Here is a 17,553-nt window from a genome sequence, read left to right as displayed (position 1 = left end):
CCCCAACCCTGCCCCCAGCGATCTGTCGCTCCAAGATCTGACCGTTGAGCAACTACACACCCTGATCAGGACAACTGTGGAAGAACTGTTGCTTGAATTCCTGGGCGACCCCGATCGTGGCCTTCCCCTCAACCCCGAAATCCAACAACAACTCCTACTACAACAACAGCGCCAACTAACTGGTAATCAGGGCTTCTCTACCCTGAAGACTTCCTTTAAATACATCTGAATCATAGCAAGGATCAGTTTTTTAAGGACACTTCGACTAATGCGAAATTGGGGCAGTTGAACTGCCCCAATTGACGAGATTACGTTACCTGTGAGCGCAAAATGTATATTTTCGGGGTGCCCTTAAGAGGCATCCTTGCCGCTCTCTTCACTAACCTAATCCCTAATTTCCGATCAGGGTGATCGCATTCTTTCTAACTTTGGAGAGCAGGTTCCTTGGCCGCATCTTGAGCAGCCAGGAATTTCTCCAACTCAGTTAGGGCCTCGGCATCGACTTTGGTCTGCATGGGGCAGAATTTCGGCCCGCACATGGAGCAAAATTCTGCCGTTTTGTAGATGTCTGCCGGGAGGGTTTCGTCGTGGTATTCGCGAGCGCGATCGGGGTCGAGGGATAACTCAAACTGGCGGTTCCAGTCGAAGTGGTAGCGGGCACGGGAGAGTTCATCATCGCGATCGCGGGCACCCGGACGGTGACGGGCAATGTCGGCGGCGTGGGCGGCGATTTTGTAGGCGATTAGGCCGTTGCGCACGTCTTCGGCATCGGGCAGACCCAGGTGTTCCTTGGGGGTGACGTAGCACAGCATGGCGGTGCCATACCAACCGGCCATTGCGGCCCCGATCGCGGAGGTGATGTGGTCATACCCAGGGGCGATGTCGGTGACGAGGGGACCGAGGACGTAGAAGGGCGCTTCGGAGCATTCCTCCATTTGCTTGCGCACGTTGAATTCGATTTGATCCATTGGCACATGGCCGGGACCTTCGACCATGACCTGGACATCGTGCTCCCAAGCTTTGCGGGTGAGTTGCCCCAGGGTTTTCAGTTCAGCCAACTGGGCGGCATCGGAGGCATCGTGGGTGCAACCGGGCCGCAGGGAGTCGCCGAGGCTAAAGGACACATCGTACTTCTTGAAGATCTCGATGATGTCGTGGAAGTGGGTGTAGAGGGGATTTTGCTTGTGGTGGTGGAGCATCCAACGGGCGATGATGCCGCCGCCACGGGAGACGATGCCGGTGAGCCGATCTTTCACCAGGGGCAGGTGTTCAATCAGAATCCCGGCGTGGATGGTCATGTAGTCTACGCCTTGCTGGGCGTGTTTTTCGATGATGTGCAGGAAGTCGTCGGGGGTAAGTTTTTCGATCGCGCCATGCACGCTTTCCAGGGCTTGGTAGATGGGCACAGTCCCGATCGGGACGGGGGAGGCTTGGATAATGGCCGTCCGAATCGCGTCGAGGTCACCGCCGCCAGTGGACAGGTCCATAACGGTATCGGCTCCGTATTTCACCGCCAGTTGCAGTTTGCTGACTTCAGTAGCCAGGTCGGAGGAGTTGGGGGATGCGCCGATGTTGGCGTTGACTTTACAGCGGGTAGCGATGCCAATCCCCATCGGTTCCAGGTTGGGATGGTTGATGTTGGCAGGAATAATCAGGCGGCCACGGGCGACTTCTTCCCGAATCAGATCGGGGGGGAGGTTTTCCCGTTGGGCGACGTAGTGCATTTCTTCGGTCGTGATACCCTGGCGAGCATAGTGCATTTGCGACACGTTGGCTTGCCCGCGCCGTTTCGCGATCCAGTCTGTACGCAACATATTAAGTTTCCTCAAGGAACAGCTTCCCTCCGCTGGTATTACCCAGACGCACCCGCTAGAGAGAGGCCCTGGCTGGAGGCTCCAAGGCTCCTGAAATCCAAGCTCCAAACGGGTATCAGGTTCTAAGGGTGTAATCTCAGCCCGGTTGCCCAGGCACCCCTAGCTATGGCTGTTGATTGTAGCATCCTTGTCTGGGGAGGGCGCGATCGGGTTAGAAGGAGACGCGATCGGCTTGGGTGCCCAGTATCATGGGAGGTGGGAGCGATCGGGATTCCGTGCTTGTATGACAAAAGGCGACATCTGATAAACTACCGGCTGATGTGTCTTGGGGACTTCAGTTTGCCAACTCAGAAGCAAGCCAATACGGCGATTTTTATCTGTCAGTTGCTCTCGAATATGTACCAGCCCATTCAGGTCTTTCGTTATGATCAAAAATTAAGAACGCTTTACATTCAGGCTGGGACTACTGACGAAATTGCACTCATAATTGATGAAGAGGGAATTTGGGACTTTGTTCTATGATGCAAAATCTGGATAACCTGACGACACCGGAATTGAAGCGATATCTGTCAGAGCATCGCAATGATGAGGAAGCGTTCCGGGTAGCATTGCAAGTTTTGATGAGCCGCCGTGATCCCAATGCACCCCGTCAACCCTATCCCTTTGACCTAGAGAATCCAGAAAGCGAGGTAGAAGCGATCCTCAGAGCGAAACTGAAGCAGAGTGAGTAACGATGTTCTGAATATGGCCAATTGAATCCTCAGTGTTACAAAACTGTGATGTCAATGGTATTGAGTGAGTAAGTAATGATTATTAGTCGTATCCGCTTAAAGAACTGGCGAAACTTTCGAGCGGTAGATGTTACGTTAAGGGATCGGGTTTTTCTCGTGGGTTCGAATGCTTGTGGCAAATCGAACTTTCTTGATGCCTTAAGATTCTTAAGAGATCTCGTCAGTGATGGTGGCGGCTTACAAAAAGCAATCAGAGATCGAGGGGGATTATCCAAAATCAGATGTCTGTCAGCAAGACGGTGCCCTGATGTAGAAATAGAAGTGTATCTATCAGAAAATGATCTGGTTGAGCCGACTTGGATCTATGGTATTGGAATCAAGCAAAGAAAGGGTGGACAAAATGAACCTATTCTCTCCTATGAGCGAGTTTATAAAAATGGGCAGCAGCTAATCAATCGTCCTAATTCAGCCGATGAAAAAGATAACTTGCGATTAACTCAAACATATTTAGAACAGATCAATTCCAATGCAGAGTTTAGAGAGATTTCTAAGTTTTTTGAATCAATTTTGTACCTACATTTAGTACCTCAACTATTACGATATCCTGATGCTTTTAGTGGTCCAAATATTAAAGGCGATCCGTTTGGTAGGAGTTTTTTTTAGAACGAGTGATTAAAACTCCGGAAAAGGCTCGTCGTTCTCGCTTAAAGAAAATTGAGGACGCCTTAAAAATTGCAGTCCCGCAGTTAAAACAATTGACTGACATTAAAGATGAGATGGGTATTCCCCATTTAGAAGCAGTTTATGAACATTGGCGACCAGGAGCAGGTAAACAACGGGAAGATCAATTTTCTGATGGCACACTTCGTTTAATTGGGTTGCTATGGTCACTGCTAGAAAGTGACTCCCTACTCCTACTGGAAGAGCCTGAACTATCGTTGAATTCTAGTATTGTTGCTAAGTTACCTGCTTTAATCTATCGTTTACAGAAAACTAAAAAGCGACAGATTATACTAACGACTCACAGTGCTGATTTATTATCAGATGCCAGTATTGCAGGTGAGGAAGTTTTACTGATGACACCAACTGCTGAGGGAACGCAAGTTGAAGTTGCATCATCTATTCAAGAGATTAGCATATTGCTTGAAGGGGGACTGACGATCGCGGATGCAGTTTTACCTCGTGCAACCCCTGCGCAAGTTGAGCAATTGGGCTTATTCAGATGACGGATATTCCGATCAACTTAGCCGTTGAAGATGATCTCAGTGAAGCAATTTTGAAAGAGATTCTCAAACAATCTCAGCGTCCTTTTGCAGTTGGCATGTGTCTAAAACATCAAGGGTATGGTTATCTCAAGCGGATTCTTCCGGGGATAAATCACGCGGCTAAAGGTTCGCCCTATTTAGTGCTAACGGATCTGGATCGATATGAATGTCCACTCGCTATCCTGACTGAGTGGCTATCTGCTGCAAAACATCCCAATCTGATTTTTCGAGTTGCCGTGACAGAAGTTGAAGCTTGGCTACTCGCCCATCGCGAGGCATTTGCAAGGTTTGTAGGCATCTCAATCAACCTAATTCCTGATGATTTAGATTCCGTTCCTGATCCTAAACGTCTCTTGATTGACTTGACTAGGAAATCCAAAAAGCGTAATCTCCGCGATGCTATTGTGCCGCGGCGCGACTCTCTCTTCTACCAAATCTTCCAGCAATGCCCTGCCCTCCTGGCCGACCTCCTCCCCGATCCCCCCGCCAACGCCGCCGCCTATCACTTTGCCTCCGTCGCCGTCAAAGAACCCAAATTCGAGATCGATGGGGTTTTCCTACCGCCCAAGGGAGAACAACCCGGCATCATCTGCTTTTGCGAAGCCCAATTCCAAAAAGACGATCGCCTCTACGAACGGCTCTTTAGCGAATCCTGCCTCTTCTTCTACCAAAACCGCGATCAATTTTCTGATTGGTACGCGCTCGCGTAGCGCCTCCACCGAAGAATCGCCCCTACCCTGGCACTAAACCCAGGCGGCATGACTAAAAAGACCGGGTTTCCATCACGACTAAAAGTTCATCTATCGTCACAATGGGACAAACAAATCCATCCCGTAAACTTAGCAAGTCGCGATCGCCCGTCACCAAATAATCTGCTTGCCCCGCGATCGCCAACCCTAAAAACGGCATATCAAACGCATCACGACATTCCGGCACATTGGGTAACTCATCCGGCACCGCGATCGATTCACAAAACAGCACATAATCCGCCAACAAATCCGCCTGCTCCGCAAGTGTTAATCGAAACTTCGGATAAGCCAACACCCGCGTCAATTCCGTTATTGTCACCTGGGATGCCAAAGGAATAACCCGCCCAGCCTGCCAGAGCGATCGCAATTGTCCGACCTTCCCCCCAAATATCAATGCCGATACAACAACATTGGTATCCATCACCACCCGCAAAGCAGCCATCACACCTGCCGTGCCCAAGCCACCGCATCGGCTACATCCTGCTCACTTAACGCCATCTCGGCCAACTTTGCCCTTACCGCATCCGCCCGACCCATTACCACGGGAGTCAGAATGATCTGCCCATTCACCACCGCTACCTCAAAGTATTCGGCATCCCCCACTGCCCGTGTCACACTCGCCGGTAACGTCAACTGGTTTCGATCGGTCAACTTAGCTAACATGCGATCTCCTAACCCAACTGTCTATCAAAAAGCCAAGCGGGTTTATCCTAGGATACCCCTCCCAAGCAGTGAAATCGATGGCGTTTTCCTGCCGCCCCAAGGCGAACAACCCGGCATCATCTGCTTCTGCGAAGCCCAATTCCAGAAAGACGATCGCCTCTACGAACGGCTTTTTAGCGAATCCTGCCTCTTCTTCTACCAAAACCGCGATCGATTTTCCGACTGGTACGCCATTGTCATCTACCCCTCCCGCAGCACCGAACAGACCGATCGCGCCCCCTATCAAGTCCTCCTCGATAGCCACCACGTCCACCGGATCTACCTGGATGAATTGGGACCACCGGCAGATTTGCCCATTGGTCTCGCGTTAATGGTGCTGACCATTCTCAAGGAAACGCAAGCACCGGCAACAGCGAGATCGCGTAGCGTCTCCACCGGAGAATCGCTCATGGCACGGGTTGAACAAGAACTGCCCGCCCTCCTGTCCGATACTCGTGGCATCATGGAATGGATCACGACGATGACACCTCGAAAAATACCAATCCGGCGCTCCCAAGCAACGTTATCCCACCTGCGAGGCAGCCGAGATGGCTATCCCACAAGATTCAATTCAAGCTTCAAAACTCTTTGCTAGTCCCACAAGATTTAATCCAAGTGCCAGGGGGATCAGGTGATAATGAAAGGACAACGATGGGGACAGTCCAGACGCCGCAGCCTCTTACTATTTGGCTTGGGACTCCTGCTGGTCTTGGGTTTCACCCTCGGTCGCAGCCAACGGGTCTGGCCCCTGGATGCTACCCAAGCTCTCTACGAAGCGGGGCACTATACCGAAGCGGTCACGGCCCTGGAACAAACGATCGCAACCACTGCCGCGAACAGTACCCAGCAAGCGGTAGCCCTGAGTAACTTAGCACTGGTGTACCAGGAATTAGGGCAGTTCTCCCAGGCGGAAAGAGCGATCGCGGACAGTGTGGCAATCCTCAAACGATCGCCTACCCCACCTCATCTGTTAGGCCAGGCCCTCATGATCCAGGGGCAATTGCAACTCCGGCACGGCGATGCGGAAACCGCCTATGCTACCTGGCGGGAAGCCACCCAACTCGCCCAAACGGCTGATCTAACTTCCCTACTGCTCCAAGGACAAATTAACCAGGCCCAAGCACTGCAAACCCTGGGGTTATACCGTCAAGCCCTGCGCATTCTCGCCCAGGTCCAAGATACCCTAGCTACGGTGGCTGATCCCCCATTAAAGGTGACCGGGGGCCGATCGCTGGGGAATACGCTACGGGTGCTGGGCAATTTCGATCGCGCCCGTGCGGTTTTGCAGGACAATCTAGCCTTGGCGGAACAGGCGCAATTACCCACTGAAATCAGCGCCACGTTGTTGAGTTTGGGAAATACGGCCCAGGCGGCTAACCGTCCCCAGGAGGCCCTAGGGTTCTATCAACAGGCGGCAGCAATCGCACCGCTTCCGCTGCAACAGGTCCAGGCCCAATTGAACCAACTGGCCTTGCTAATTGATCTCAACCAAATCGATGATGCCCGTGCCCTGTTGCCTACGGTAACCCAAGCCTTAGCCCACTGGCCGACAACCCGATCGACCTTGATGGCGCGGATTAACCTGGCCCATAGCCAGATGCGCCTAGGGAGTCCAGGGGCAACCCCGTTGCTAATCACGACGGCCCAACAGGCAGCCGCACTGGGCGATCGTCGCTCCCAATCCTATGCCTTGGGTGGGTTGGGGGAAGTCTATGAACGTGCGCAGCAGTGGCAGGCGGCGCAACGGGTTACTCAGGAGGCGTTAGCGATCGCTCAAGCGATCGGGGCATCGGAGATTGCCTATCGCTGGCAGTGGCAATTGGGCCGGCTTCTGAAGGTGCAGGGCGATCACCCAGGGGCGATCGCGGCCTATAACGAGGCGGTGAATACGTTGCAAGGGTTGCGCAGTGATTTGGCGGCCATTAGTGCCGATGTGCAGTATTCCTTCCGGGAACAGGTGGAGCCGATCTATCGGCAATTGGTGGGATTGTTGTTACAGCCAACGGTGGATGCAGCAGGACAGACCGTACTGGCCAGTCAGGCGAATCTCGATCGCGCCCGTCAGGTGATTGAATCGCTCCAGGTGGCGGAGTTGGATAACTTTTTCCGGGATGCCTGTGTGGATGCCCAACCCCGTGATATTGATCGCCTTGACCCGAAGGCGGCGGTGTTTTATCCGATTATTTTGCCCGATCGCCTGGAAGTGATCCTGGCCCTGCCTAATCAACCGTTGCGCCAGTACACAACGGCAATTCCCCAGACCGACGTGGGTGAGGTGATTCTCAATTTTCGGCTAGATATGCTCGATCGGCTGGAGGGTGTTAGTGAGCCGTTCACGCAGGTCTATGACTGGCTGATTCGTCCAGCAGCGGCGGACCTGGAAGCCAGTGGCGTGGAAACGCTGGTGTTTGTGCTGGACAGTGTGATGCGCAATATCCCGATGGCGGCGCTGTCGGATGGGGAGCGTTTCCTGTTGGAGCAGTACAACATTGCCGTGGCTCCGGGGTTGTATTTGCTGGATTCCCGTCCGCTGACAGAACAACGGTTGCAGGTGTTGGCAGCGGGTCTGAGTGAGGCTCGCCAGGGGTTTGAACCGTTACCGGGAGTGGCGGTGGAGTTGGAGACGATCGCGACGGAAGTTCCCAGTCAAACCCTGTTTAATGAAGCCTTCACAGCGACGGGTTTTGAGCAAATCCTGGGACAACGGCCCTACCCGATCGTGCATTTGGCAACCCACGGTCAATTTAGCTCGGAGGCATCGGATACGTTTGTTCTGACCTGGGATAGCAAGATTACTGCCCAGGAGTTAGATACATTCCTACGGGGACAAGCATTGGATCGTAAAACGGCGATTGAGTTACTGGTTCTTAGCGCGTGTGAGACGGCACGGGGGAACGATCGGGCGGCGCTCGGTCTCGCCGGGGTGGCGGTGCGAGCAGGGGCAAGAAGTACGATCGCGTCGCTGTGGTTGGTGAGTGATGAGGCAACGAGTTTGATGATGCGCCGTCTATATCAGGAGTTGGCAAATCGTCAACAAACAAAGGTGGGAGCGCTGCGGCAGGCGCAGTTAAGTGTGTTACAAGATGAACGGTTCCGGAGTCCCTATTATTGGGCAGCGTTTATCCTGGTGGGTAATTGGTTATAAATTGAATCTAAGAAAACACTCTGCTGGAGAATTTAGTTATGACTCAGCTACTTCTAGAAGCCTTTAACAAGGCACAAAACCTCCCAGACTATCTACAAGATGAACTAGCTCAGCAACTCCTTGAAGATATCGAGAACGAGCTTCAGTGGCAAAAGACTTTATCCCAACCTTTATCACCGCTTCTGGACGAACTCGCCCGTAAAGCTTTACAGGAGGCTTCCCAGGGCAAAACCAAAAATATGGGCTTCGACGAGATATGAAGTCAGAGCTAACTGAGGACTTTCTCAAGTGTTTTGCGCTGTTACCTGACAGGGTAAAGCAGACTGCACGCAAGAATTATCGTCTTTGGAAGTAAAATCCCACTCATCCGAGTTTGGAATTCAAGAAACTCAATACACAAGGACCTCTGTATTCTGTCAGAATAGGCTTAGGTTGGCGGGCCGTCGGTGTCGCGAAAACAGCAGATACCATTGTTTGGTTTTGGATCGGGTCACATAGTGAGTATGATAAATTGCTTAAAAAACTATAGATACTATAGTAGTGAGTCTCCTATAGAGATTCCTTAATTTAGGTCATTATGTTCCCTTCGCCTCCCCTCCCGAACTACACACTCCGCTATAGCCAACGGGCTAAGTATGTGAATCTGCGGGTATCCCGTCAGCATGGCCTGGAGGTGGTGGTGCCGATCGGCTATGATGTGGCGCAAATTCCGGCGATTCTGCGTAAGCGACAAGCCTGGATCGCAAAGCATTTACAGCGGTTTGCCGTTGAGGATGATCAATCGCGTGAGGTGATTTGTCCATTACCCGATCGCATTTCTCTCTTGGCGATCGCGGAAACCTGGTCAGTGCATTATGTGGCGACGGCGATGGGACGAATTTCGCTTCAGGAGCAATTGGGGAATCGGTTGTTGTTGCAGGGGGCGACGAGCGATCGGGCACTATGTCAGCGGGTCTTGGAAAGCTGGTTAAAACGCAAAGCCTATATCCATTTGGCTCCTTGGTTGTTGGATCTCAGCCGTACCCATCAGCTACCCTTTACGCATGTGAGTATTCGGGGACAAAAGACGCGCTGGGGGAGTTGTTCTAGTCGTCAGTCAATTAATCTCAATTACAAGTTACTCTTTCTGCCAGAAGCGTTAGTTCGCTATGTGTTGATTCACGAACTTTGTCATACGGTTCACCTCAATCACTCGCCTGACTTTTGGGCCTTAGTTGCCCATTTGGAACCGAATTATCATGTCTGTAAGCAAGAGCTTAAAAAAGTCGATCGCTTGCTTCCCCAGTGGCTCAGTTAACTTCCGTACTATCGATACCCCAGAAGCAGCCGCTACCTAGGCACCAATACGGGCCGATTGCCGAGTTGCCCAGTAAGTGCCCTAGGGATTGAACCAGACCCGTAGATGCTCCAGCGGAGACGGGAGACGCTACACGAATGGAAAACCGGAGCTAGTCACCTCATGAGCGTAGGGGGCGTGCGATCGGGGCTAGCTGTCCTAGTCAAGCCGATTCACCCGATCTGGTGTAGTGCTCTCCAGCGATCACTGGCTAATCTGGAGAGGCAGTCTCAGTCGATCACAAATTGAACCTGGGATAGCCTTGGCTGTCTTGGGGGTAGGCATCCTGCCTGCCCCACAGTTATTTTTCGAGCTACTGAGTCTCCCTCATCCCTGGATCGCGAGGAACCCGAATCATGGTCCCATCCCTTGTCCCCCAGTCCCTTATTCAAGTTGATGCCTTTACTGATATGCCTTTCGCAGGTAATCCGGCGGCAGTCTGCGTGCTAACGATGCCCAAATCCGATCGCTGGATGCAGCAGGTAGCCCAGGAAATGAACCTATCGGAAACAGCTTTTGTCCTGCCCCAAGCTGATGGCTTTAGCCTGCGCTGGTTTACGCCTACCACGGAAGTTCCCCTCTGTGGTCATGCCACCCTGGCGACAGCCCATGTCCTATGGAGTGAAGGTCACCTCGATCGTGATACCCCAGCCCAGTTTCATACCCAAAGCGGCCTGTTAACTGCCACCCGTCGCGGTGATTGGATTGAACTGAACTTCCCCGCCACAGCCTCCACCCCCGTTAATGCGCCGCCCGCCTTAATCAAGGCATTGGGCTGCACCCCGATCGCGGTTTATCAAAATTCCCTAGGCTACCTCATTGAAGTAGCCGATGCGGCGATCGTGCGTCAGTTACAACCGGACTTTGGTTTGCTGGCAACCTTACCGCTCGCGAAGGTGATCGTCACCAGCCAGGCCGAAGCGGGATCAGGATTTGCTTTCGTGTCACGTTTCTTTGCACCGGGTTTAGGCATTAACGAAGATCCCGTCACCGGGGCCGCCCATTGTTGCTTGGCCCCCTACTGGCGCGATCGGCTTCACAAAGATCAATTTTTGGCCTACCAGGCCTCCCCCCGTGGGGGAGTCGTCAAAGTGCAATATGACGGTGGCGATCGGGTCTACCTCAGCGGTCAAGCCGTCACCGTGATGCGAGCAGAATTGGCTCCGATCGCCGCAGGGTAGGAGCAAGCTAGAGCGATCGCCCTAGCAGCCGGGCAAGATCCTCAGCCTGTACACAGGGCCATAAGCGAGGCGTCTCGCCCGTCAAGCCGACCCACTACCGTGCCGCCACTTCGGGAATTTCAGTCCATTCCGTGTGGTAACTACCCGCTTTGTCCGTGCGCTCGTAGGTGTGGGCACCGAAGTAATCCCGCTGTGCTTGGGTCAGGTTTTGCGGCAAGCTAGCGGTGCGATAGCTGTCAAAGTAATCCAGGGACGCACTGAAGGCCGGAACCGCAATCCCCATTGTGTTTGCGGCGACTAACACCTCACGCCATGCCTGCTGGCGATCGAGAATCGTTTGCTTAAACTCCGGGGCCAGCAGCAGGTTGGGCAACTGGGGTTGCTCCCGGAATGCCGACTTAATCTTATTCAGGAACCCCGCCCGGATAATACAACCGCCCTTCCAAATCCGAGCAATTTCACTCAGATTCAAGTTGTAATTAAAATCCTGGGACGCCTTGTTAAGGAGGGCCATCCCCTGGGCATAGGAGCAAATCTTGGAACAATAGAGCGCATCCCGCACCTTATTCACAAACGCCTTCGCATCCCCATCAAACTTAGCCGTAGGTCCAGCCAACTGCTGGGAGGCCGCAACCCGCTCTTGCTTATAGGCCGACATAATGCGGGCATTCACCGCCGCTGTAATGGTGGGGACCGGCACCCCCTGCTCTAGGGCCGTCACCACTGTCCAACGGCCCGTGCCTTTTTGGCCTGCCGAGTCGAGGATCAAATCCACCAGGGGTTTTTGGGTGTCGGGATCGACGTAGCGGAAAATATCGGCGGTAATTTCGATCAGGAACGAGTTCAACTCATCGGTCGCGTTCCACTCGCTGAAGACCTCATGCAACTGCTGGGCACTCAACCCCAGGATCGATCGCAGCAAATCATAGGCTTCGGCGATTAACTGCATATCGCCATACTCAATACCATTGTGGACCATCTTAACGTAGTGGCCCGCCCCTCCCGGTCCAATGTAGGTAACACAGGGACCATCATCGACTTGGGCCGCAATCTTGGTGAGAATCGGAGCCAAGTACTCGTAGGACGCTTCCGTTCCCCCCGGCATCAAGCTCGGTCCATTGAGGGCACCCTCTTCGCCCCCACTGACCCCCATGCCGATAAACCGCAAGCCTTCCGATTCCAAGGTTTGGACGCGGCGCTCCGTATCTTCATAAAGCGAGTTACCACCGTCAATAATAATGTCACCGGAATCCAGCAAGGGCTTTAACTGGTCAATGACCGCATCCACCGGTTTCCCGGCTTTGACCATGATCAGAATCCGGCGAGGGCGTTCCAGAGAAGCTACAAATTCTGCGATCGTCTTGGCCCCGACAAAATTGCGCCCCTGGGCACGGGTGGTCATAAACTGTTCCGTCTTCTCGTAGCTGCGGTTGTAGACCGTTGTGGGAAAGCCATTGCGCTCCACGTTCAACGCCAGGTTTTCGCCCATGACGGCTAAACCAATCAACCCAAAACTTTGTTGTGCCATAACCCCTCTACCAAAACTTTGCCAACAATCAACAACAGGGAGAATTCTTGCGGGAGAATCCTTTCCCAGGGTAGCCCGATCCCCAAAATGGCTCCTGGAAGAAGAGATTAAGAAGCAGACATCCCACGGCTGAAAACCAGGGGACGACTACCCGCACACAAGGTTGAGATGGCTGCCGCCAAGCTGACGAGGGTTTAGCTAAAACGGGGGGGACACCCCCTGCCACGGGGGGAGCAGAACTGGATTCGCCAGGACAACCCGGTTGCGCCCCTGGCCTTTGGCTTGATAGAGGGCACGATCCGCCGCATCGCTGAGGCAACTGGCTTCGGTATAGGTGGGAAAAGTGGCAATGCCACAACTAAAGGTTACGGCAAACTCACGACTGCGATTGGTGCCCGTATCCCGCCCCTGGTGCTGGATATGGGCAAAGCCATCCCGAATTTCATCCAGGACCCGATGGGCGGATTCTCCGGTGGTATCGGGCAAAATGATGGCAAACTCTTCGCCCCCATAGCGCCCGATCGCATCGGTCCGGCGCAGACGCTGCTGCAATAGCCGGGAGAGGCTGCGGAGAACCTGATCCCCGGTCGCATGGCCATAGCTATCATTCACCTGCTTGAAGTGGTCAATATCCAGCATGGCAAAGGCTAATCGCGATCGCTGCCGTTGCGCCCGTTTAATCTCCAGTTGCAATTGTTCCTTAATGGCCGTGTGTTTCAGTAAGCCCGTGAGGCTGTCGCGCTCCATCAATGAGCGTAAAATTCGCGATCGCTGTACCCGACCCATCACCTCAATGACCAAATCCGTCGGCGGAATCGGCTTGACCAGGAATTGATCCCCACCCTGGTGCATGGCAGCCCGGTGTTGATCCAAGTCGGTTTCGATCGACAGGAACACGATCGGGGTGCTGACATAAATGGGCTGCTGCCGGATCACCGCCGCCAACTCTAATCCCGTACAACCGGGCATGTGCATATCCATAAGAATGAGATCGGCTTCCCACTCTCCCAATGCCTGCATCACCAGCATCGGGTCTGTGACCACACGGCTGCGCATCCCCGCCACTTCCAATATCCGGGCATAATAGTCAGCCTGTTCTGGCTCATCATCCACCACCAGAATGCGATAGGGTTCCAAAGCCGTCACAGCGGTCAGGTGATCCAGTTGATCCACCAGGGTACTAATCGCAACGGGTTTGGTGAAGTAGGCCGCCCCACCCGCCCGCACGGCCTTGAGGCGATCGTTCATATCCTCGTGATCGGCGATAAACAAAATGGGGGGATGGGTGGGTGCGCTGGGAGGCAATTGTCCGAGGGATGCGAAGTCTGCCACCGTCTCATCAGTTGTGGTCAAGTCAGGCACCTCTGATAGGGCCACATCCAGAATTAAGGCATCGGGTAAGGTGGTTTGCAGAGCGGCTTCCAGGGCAGGCAAATCGGCAAAGCGTTGGACTTGATAGCCAAAGTAGTTCATCTGGATGCTGAGATCCTGGGCCGTTTGGGGGTCCGGCTCCAATAGGAAAATCAGCTTATTGGGCAAGACTTGATCCTTCTGCGGGGGACGCAGGGTCGCGCTCGCTTGGAACAAACGCTTGATAAATTCCCGGCCAAAGGTTTCTGGCAGGTTAGTGGGCTGGGTACTCGCCGCCGCCTGGAAGGATTGCTGGGCGATCGCCTTCAGTTCGGCCAACAGGTGATTAATCTGCTCAATCTGCTCCGGTGTCGCTGTTCCCACCGCCGACAGGCGCTTAAACTGTTCCTCTAGCTGCTGGGCCACCTGGCTGAGTTCCAGGAAGCCAAAGGTGGCCCCTGATCCGCGCATCCGGTGGGTGAGTTGGTAGAGGGTCGCATAGGACTGGTGCTGTTGCCGCAATACCCGCTGCCACACGGTTTCAATTTGACCAAACTTATCCAGAATTTGGTCCGCATAGGTTTGGCGCAGGGCCGCCAGTTGTTCCTGGAATTCAAGAAATGCCTTATCCATGAGCCTGAACCCAGATCTGGCGAATCGTTGCGGGCAGTTGCATCGGATCAAAGGGCTTGGCCACCACCTCCAACGCCCCCAATTGGCGGTAATGCTCCACCTCGTGGGTTTGGACGCGGGCACTCAGGATGATGACCGGGGTGGCGGCAAGGGCTGGGATTTGGCGCAGGGCCTGCAAGGTACTCAGTCCATCCATGTCGGGCATCATCACATCCAAGAGAATTAAATCTGGCAAAAAACTGGGTGCCGTTTGGATCGCCTCCCGGCCCGAACCACAGAGTTCGACGATGAATCCCCCGACCGATTCCAAACTGAGGCGGGCAATGACCTGGATATCGGGATCATCTTCAACCAGTAAGATGCGGTTTAGGGGAGGCGTGTCCATAGGAGCGTTCAGTCAACTTCAAGAATACCTTAGGTCACCGCTGGGGGCGGGGGCGTCGGCAGCGCACTGCTATCGACGAGAGCTTGAACGGTTTGGAGTAATTCCTGGTTAGAGGTCCGAGACTTGACCAGGGTCGCGGCCACCTGATGGGCAGCTTCGGCATCCAAATCTTGGGCGGAAAAAATCACCACCGGGGTAGGGGGCGGTGCCGTGATGGCCGGAGCCGGAGCCACCGTGGTGACCCATTGGCGCAGATCACCGAGTAGCTCCAGTCCTGAACCATCAGGCAGGGTCCAATCCAGCAAAATGAGGTCAAAGGATTGGGCCTGAAGGTGTTGTCGGGCAGCGGCCAGACTGGGAGCAGCGACGACCTCAGCCAGATCGCGCAAAATCACAGCGGTGACTTGCAAAATATCCGGATCATCCTCAACGTGCAAAATTCTAGGGCGGTGTGCCGATGATTGGGCTACGGCTTGCTGGACAACGCTGAGCAATTGTTGGTGGTCGATCGGCTTCTCTAGCCATTCCATCACGGCTAACCCCCCGTTCTGGAGGGACTGCCGTCCCGCTTGGGCTTGGGCCGAGACCACCACGATCGGCAGATCTGTTGCCGGAAACTGCGATCGCACTTCACGAATCAGGGAAATGCCATCCTGGTCGGGTAATACCAGATCAATGGTCATGGCGTCGTAGGCTTGTTGGGCTAGGTGTTGCTTGGCCTCGGCGGCACTTTGGGCAATGTCGCAGTGGAAGCCCCCTTGCTGCAAAATCAAGCGCAGGAGGGTGGCAATGTCGGGATCATCTTCACAGATCAAAAGGCGCGAGCGGTGGGAGGGCGCTAGGACCGGTGGGCTTGTCGGCGTTGGGACCTCAGTCAACAGCGGCAAATCAAAGTAGAACGTGGTGCCCACGTTGGGGGCGGTGTCAAAACCAATCTTGCCGCCCAACCGCTCCACGATCGCCTTGCTAATACTCAGCCCCAGGCCCGTACCGCCCTTCTGACGCGTATTCGAGGAATCGGCCTGGGCAAATTTTTGAAAAATCCGGGGTATAAATTCCGGAGGAATGCCGGGGCCATGATCGCGCACGGCAACCCGCACCCAGGGGGGAGCGGTCGTCAGGTATTGGGCTGACACCGCCACCGTGCTGCCCGCTGGGGAAAATTTAGCCGCATTGGAGAGCAAATTCGCAAGGACTTGCATCAGGCGATCGGGGTCGGCTTTCACCTGGCAGGGCACCGCCTCGGTTAAGACAAACTGCACCTGAAACTGTTCACCGTAGGTTTGGTTCGTGGCGATCGCCTGGGTGAGTAAGGGGGGCAGTTCTAGGGATTGCAGATTGAAATCAATCCGCCCCGATTCAATTTTCTCAACATCCAGAATATCGTTAATTAAGGTGATTAACCGTTCACTGTTTTTATAGGCAATATCTAACAGCATCCGGGCCTGATCGGGCAATTCACCGGAACCCCCCCCCAGGATCAGCCCCAGGGACCCACGAATTGAAGTGAGGGGGGTGCGTAATTCATGGCTGACCATCGAAACAAATTCATCCTTTAGCCGTTCAATGCGCGTCCGCTCCGTGATATCACGGAAACTCCAGACCCGTCCCACCACTTTCCCGGCCACACATTGGGGGCGATAATGGCGTTCAAAAATTCGACCATCCTTCAACTCAAACCGATCCTGGCCCTGGGCATAGGGAGCATTCTCCAAATCCAGCGTACAGCTTAGGAACGTTTCGGGTTGTTTCAGTTGTTCCAAAATGAAATTCAATTCCTGCTCACGGCTACCGGTTGCCAAAATGGCCGCTGGGATACCCCACATAGTGACAAATTGTTGATTGTAGTTCACCACATTCCAGGCACAATCGGTCACCAAAATACCGTCGGCAGTGGCTTCTAGGGTCGCTTGCAGGATGGAAAGGGATTGGGCCAATTCGGCCTGCTGTTGCTGTAATGCTTGGGCATGGGCCGCCTGGATAGCTTCCGCCTGTTTACGCTGGGTGATGTCCTGCACCATGCCTTCGTAGTACAAAAGTTCGCCATTGGCATTCCGTACAGACCGGGCGTGCTCCTCAATCCAAATCACACTGCCATCCTTACGATAGACTTGGGCCTCAAACCGGGCGACAAACCCCTGGGTCTGCATCTGGTGGATAAACGCCTGACGGCACTCCGGCACAACATAAAGCTGATGGGCAATATCGGTAAACGCGGCCATGAGTTCGGCGGGGGAGTCGTAGCCATAAATCCGGGCGAGGGCCGGGTTCGCGCTCAGGTATTGGCCTGCTGGCGTTGTTCGGAAAATACCCTCAAGAGCATTGTCGAAAATACTACGGTAGGTCTGTTCGACGGTCTCTAGGGCTGCCGCCGTCTGCTTTTGTTCGCTGATATCCCGGACCATGATCAGGACTTCATCGGGTCCGCAGGGGACCATGCGGGCGTCATAGTCATGGCGCTTGCCGGCGATCGTTAAATGATACTCGCTCTGTTGCAGCGTGCCGGTGGCTAGGGCAGTGTGGATTTGGGTCAAACGGGCCTGGGCCAGATCCGGCGGTAAGCATTCGCGCAGGTGACGCCCAATCACAGTAGCAGGGGTACCAATGGCGTCAAAGCCTGGTGGCACCACGTAGTCTTGGTAAACCCCCTGCCGATCAATGCGCATGATCAACGTGTCATTGAGGAGGGCCTGATAGGCAGCTTCGCGGGGGTGAGGGGCCGTAGGGGTAGCGG

19 protein-coding genes are annotated in these 17,553 nt (G+C 54.1%); 12 read left to right on the top strand and 7 right to left on the bottom strand.

Annotated elements, in window-relative coordinates:
- Positions 1-229 (top strand): hypothetical protein (locus ACWIUF_RS16880; protein ID WP_448573692.1); only part of this gene is annotated, 229 nt, incomplete at its 5' end.
- Between the two features lie 193 nt (positions 230-422).
- On the opposite strand, the gene thiC is transcribed toward ACWIUF_RS16880, so the two are convergent.
- Positions 423-1,814, bottom strand: coding sequence for a phosphomethylpyrimidine synthase (thiC, locus tag ACWIUF_RS16875; protein WP_448573691.1), 1,392 nt, complete (start codon positions 1,812-1,814; stop codon positions 423-425).
- Between the two features lie 165 nt (positions 1,815-1,979).
- On the opposite strand from thiC, the gene ACWIUF_RS16870 reads away from it, so the two are divergent.
- From ACWIUF_RS16870 to ACWIUF_RS16850, 5 genes are all read left to right on the top strand, one after another.
- Entirely contained in the window at positions 1,980-2,336 is a 357-nt protein-coding gene (locus ACWIUF_RS16870) for a DUF6888 family protein (RefSeq protein ID WP_448573690.1), read from the top strand.
- Positions 2,333-2,545, top strand: coding sequence for a DUF6887 family protein (locus ACWIUF_RS16865; RefSeq protein WP_448573689.1), 213 nt, complete (start codon positions 2,333-2,335; stop codon positions 2,543-2,545). Before ACWIUF_RS16870 ends, ACWIUF_RS16865 begins: the two co-directional genes overlap by 4 nt.
- A 75-nt stretch (positions 2,546-2,620) precedes the next feature.
- On the top strand, positions 2,621-3,208 hold the full coding sequence (locus tag ACWIUF_RS16860; protein WP_448573688.1) for an AAA family ATPase: 588 nt from the start codon (positions 2,621-2,623) through the stop codon (positions 3,206-3,208).
- A gap of 5 nt (positions 3,209-3,213) precedes the next feature.
- Positions 3,214-3,771, top strand: coding sequence for an AAA family ATPase (locus tag ACWIUF_RS16855; RefSeq protein ID WP_448573687.1), 558 nt, complete (start codon positions 3,214-3,216; stop codon positions 3,769-3,771).
- Positions 3,768-4,520: a DUF2887 domain-containing protein gene (locus ACWIUF_RS16850; RefSeq protein WP_448573686.1), complete on the top strand. Its 753-nt coding sequence runs from the start codon at positions 3,768-3,770 to the stop codon at positions 4,518-4,520. Before ACWIUF_RS16855 ends, ACWIUF_RS16850 begins: the two co-directional genes overlap by 4 nt.
- Positions 4,521-4,572: 52 nt before the next feature.
- Here ACWIUF_RS16850 and ACWIUF_RS16845 read toward each other — a convergent pair whose 3' ends face one another.
- Positions 4,573-5,001 carry a putative toxin-antitoxin system toxin component, PIN family gene (locus tag ACWIUF_RS16845; RefSeq protein WP_448573685.1) on the bottom strand — a complete coding sequence of 143 codons (429 nt, stop codon included), beginning with the start codon at positions 4,999-5,001 and terminating at the stop codon, positions 4,573-4,575.
- The gene (locus ACWIUF_RS16840; RefSeq protein ID WP_448573684.1) at positions 5,001-5,222 is read right to left on the bottom strand and encodes a hypothetical protein; all 222 of its coding nucleotides are present in this window, start codon (positions 5,220-5,222) and stop codon (positions 5,001-5,003) included. Before ACWIUF_RS16840 ends, ACWIUF_RS16845 begins: the two co-directional genes overlap by 1 nt.
- On the opposite strand from ACWIUF_RS16840, the gene ACWIUF_RS16835 reads away from it, so the two are divergent.
- From ACWIUF_RS16835 to ACWIUF_RS16810, 6 genes are all read left to right on the top strand, one after another.
- Positions 5,221-5,856: an Rpn family recombination-promoting nuclease/putative transposase gene (locus ACWIUF_RS16835; protein WP_448573683.1), complete on the top strand. Its 636-nt coding sequence runs from the start codon at positions 5,221-5,223 to the stop codon at positions 5,854-5,856. The two genes, ACWIUF_RS16840 and ACWIUF_RS16835, sit on opposite strands and share 2 nt — an antisense overlap.
- Positions 5,857-5,898: 42 nt before the next feature.
- Positions 5,899-8,406, top strand: coding sequence for a CHAT domain-containing protein (locus ACWIUF_RS16830; protein ID WP_448573682.1), 2,508 nt, complete (start codon positions 5,899-5,901; stop codon positions 8,404-8,406).
- Between the two features lie 38 nt (positions 8,407-8,444).
- The gene (locus ACWIUF_RS16825) at positions 8,445-8,666 is read left to right on the top strand and encodes a hypothetical protein (RefSeq protein ID WP_448573681.1); all 222 of its coding nucleotides are present in this window, start codon (positions 8,445-8,447) and stop codon (positions 8,664-8,666) included.
- 113 nt (positions 8,667-8,779) lie between these two features.
- Positions 8,780-8,935 carry a ParE family toxin-like protein gene (locus tag ACWIUF_RS16820; RefSeq protein WP_448573680.1) on the top strand — a complete coding sequence of 52 codons (156 nt, stop codon included), beginning with the start codon at positions 8,780-8,782 and terminating at the stop codon, positions 8,933-8,935.
- 48 nt (positions 8,936-8,983) lie between these two features.
- On the top strand, positions 8,984-9,703 hold the full coding sequence (locus ACWIUF_RS16815; RefSeq protein ID WP_448573679.1) for a M48 family metallopeptidase: 720 nt from the start codon (positions 8,984-8,986) through the stop codon (positions 9,701-9,703).
- 395 nt (positions 9,704-10,098) lie between these two features.
- On the top strand, positions 10,099-10,923 hold the full coding sequence (locus ACWIUF_RS16810) for a PhzF family phenazine biosynthesis protein (protein WP_448573678.1): 825 nt from the start codon (positions 10,099-10,101) through the stop codon (positions 10,921-10,923).
- A 94-nt stretch (positions 10,924-11,017) separates the two neighbouring features.
- On the opposite strand, the gene gndA is transcribed toward ACWIUF_RS16810, so the two are convergent.
- From gndA to ACWIUF_RS16790, 4 genes are all read right to left on the bottom strand, one after another.
- The gene (gene gndA, locus ACWIUF_RS16805; RefSeq protein ID WP_448573677.1) at positions 11,018-12,451 is read right to left on the bottom strand and encodes an NADP-dependent phosphogluconate dehydrogenase; all 1,434 of its coding nucleotides are present in this window, start codon (positions 12,449-12,451) and stop codon (positions 11,018-11,020) included.
- 198 nt (positions 12,452-12,649) lie between these two features.
- Complete coding sequence (locus ACWIUF_RS16800; protein WP_448573676.1) at positions 12,650-14,434, bottom strand: diguanylate cyclase; 1,785 nt, start codon at positions 14,432-14,434, stop codon at positions 12,650-12,652.
- Complete coding sequence (locus ACWIUF_RS16795) at positions 14,427-14,819, bottom strand: response regulator (protein WP_448573675.1); 393 nt, start codon at positions 14,817-14,819, stop codon at positions 14,427-14,429. Before ACWIUF_RS16795 ends, ACWIUF_RS16800 begins: the two co-directional genes overlap by 8 nt.
- Positions 14,820-14,848: 29 nt before the next feature.
- A partial coding sequence (locus ACWIUF_RS16790) for a response regulator (protein WP_448573674.1) occupies positions 14,849-17,553 on the bottom strand: 2,705 nt, incomplete at its 5' end.

The sequence above is a fragment of the Trichothermofontia sp. genome (assembly GCF_053493415.1).
The sequence above is the reverse complement of the archived record's forward strand: the minus strand, read 5'-3'. Positions and strand labels throughout refer to the sequence as shown.

What these genes read in the sequence shown, in the direction of transcription:
- ACWIUF_RS16845 (WP_448573685.1), bottom strand. Translation starts at nt 5,001, where the DNA reads ATGGCTGCTTTGCGGGTGGTGATGGATACCAATGTTGTTGTATCGGCA.
- ACWIUF_RS16825 (WP_448573681.1), top strand. Translation starts at nt 8,445, where the DNA reads ATGACTCAGCTACTTCTAGAAGCCTTTAACAAGGCACAAAACCTCCCA.
- ACWIUF_RS16795 (WP_448573675.1), bottom strand. Translation starts at nt 14,819, where the DNA reads ATGGACACGCCTCCCCTAAACCGCATCTTACTGGTTGAAGATGATCCC.
- ACWIUF_RS16800 (WP_448573676.1), bottom strand. Translation starts at nt 14,434, where the DNA reads ATGGATAAGGCATTTCTTGAATTCCAGGAACAACTGGCGGCCCTGCGC.
- thiC (WP_448573691.1), bottom strand. Translation starts at nt 1,814, where the DNA reads ATGTTGCGTACAGACTGGATCGCGAAACGGCGCGGGCAAGCCAACGTG.
- ACWIUF_RS16865 (WP_448573689.1), top strand. Translation starts at nt 2,333, where the DNA reads ATGATGCAAAATCTGGATAACCTGACGACACCGGAATTGAAGCGATAT.
- ACWIUF_RS16810 (WP_448573678.1), top strand. Translation starts at nt 10,099, where the DNA reads ATGGTCCCATCCCTTGTCCCCCAGTCCCTTATTCAAGTTGATGCCTTT.
- ACWIUF_RS16870 (WP_448573690.1), top strand. Translation starts at nt 1,980, where the DNA reads ATGGCTGTTGATTGTAGCATCCTTGTCTGGGGAGGGCGCGATCGGGTT.
- ACWIUF_RS16860 (WP_448573688.1), top strand. Translation starts at nt 2,621, where the DNA reads ATGATTATTAGTCGTATCCGCTTAAAGAACTGGCGAAACTTTCGAGCG.
- ACWIUF_RS16830 (WP_448573682.1), top strand. Translation starts at nt 5,899, where the DNA reads ATGAAAGGACAACGATGGGGACAGTCCAGACGCCGCAGCCTCTTACTA.
- ACWIUF_RS16850 (WP_448573686.1), top strand. Translation starts at nt 3,768, where the DNA reads ATGACGGATATTCCGATCAACTTAGCCGTTGAAGATGATCTCAGTGAA.
- gndA (WP_448573677.1), bottom strand. Translation starts at nt 12,451, where the DNA reads ATGGCACAACAAAGTTTTGGGTTGATTGGTTTAGCCGTCATGGGCGAA.
- ACWIUF_RS16815 (WP_448573679.1), top strand. Translation starts at nt 8,984, where the DNA reads ATGTTCCCTTCGCCTCCCCTCCCGAACTACACACTCCGCTATAGCCAA.
- ACWIUF_RS16835 (WP_448573683.1), top strand. Translation starts at nt 5,221, where the DNA reads ATGCGATCTCCTAACCCAACTGTCTATCAAAAAGCCAAGCGGGTTTAT.
- ACWIUF_RS16840 (WP_448573684.1), bottom strand. Translation starts at nt 5,222, where the DNA reads ATGTTAGCTAAGTTGACCGATCGAAACCAGTTGACGTTACCGGCGAGT.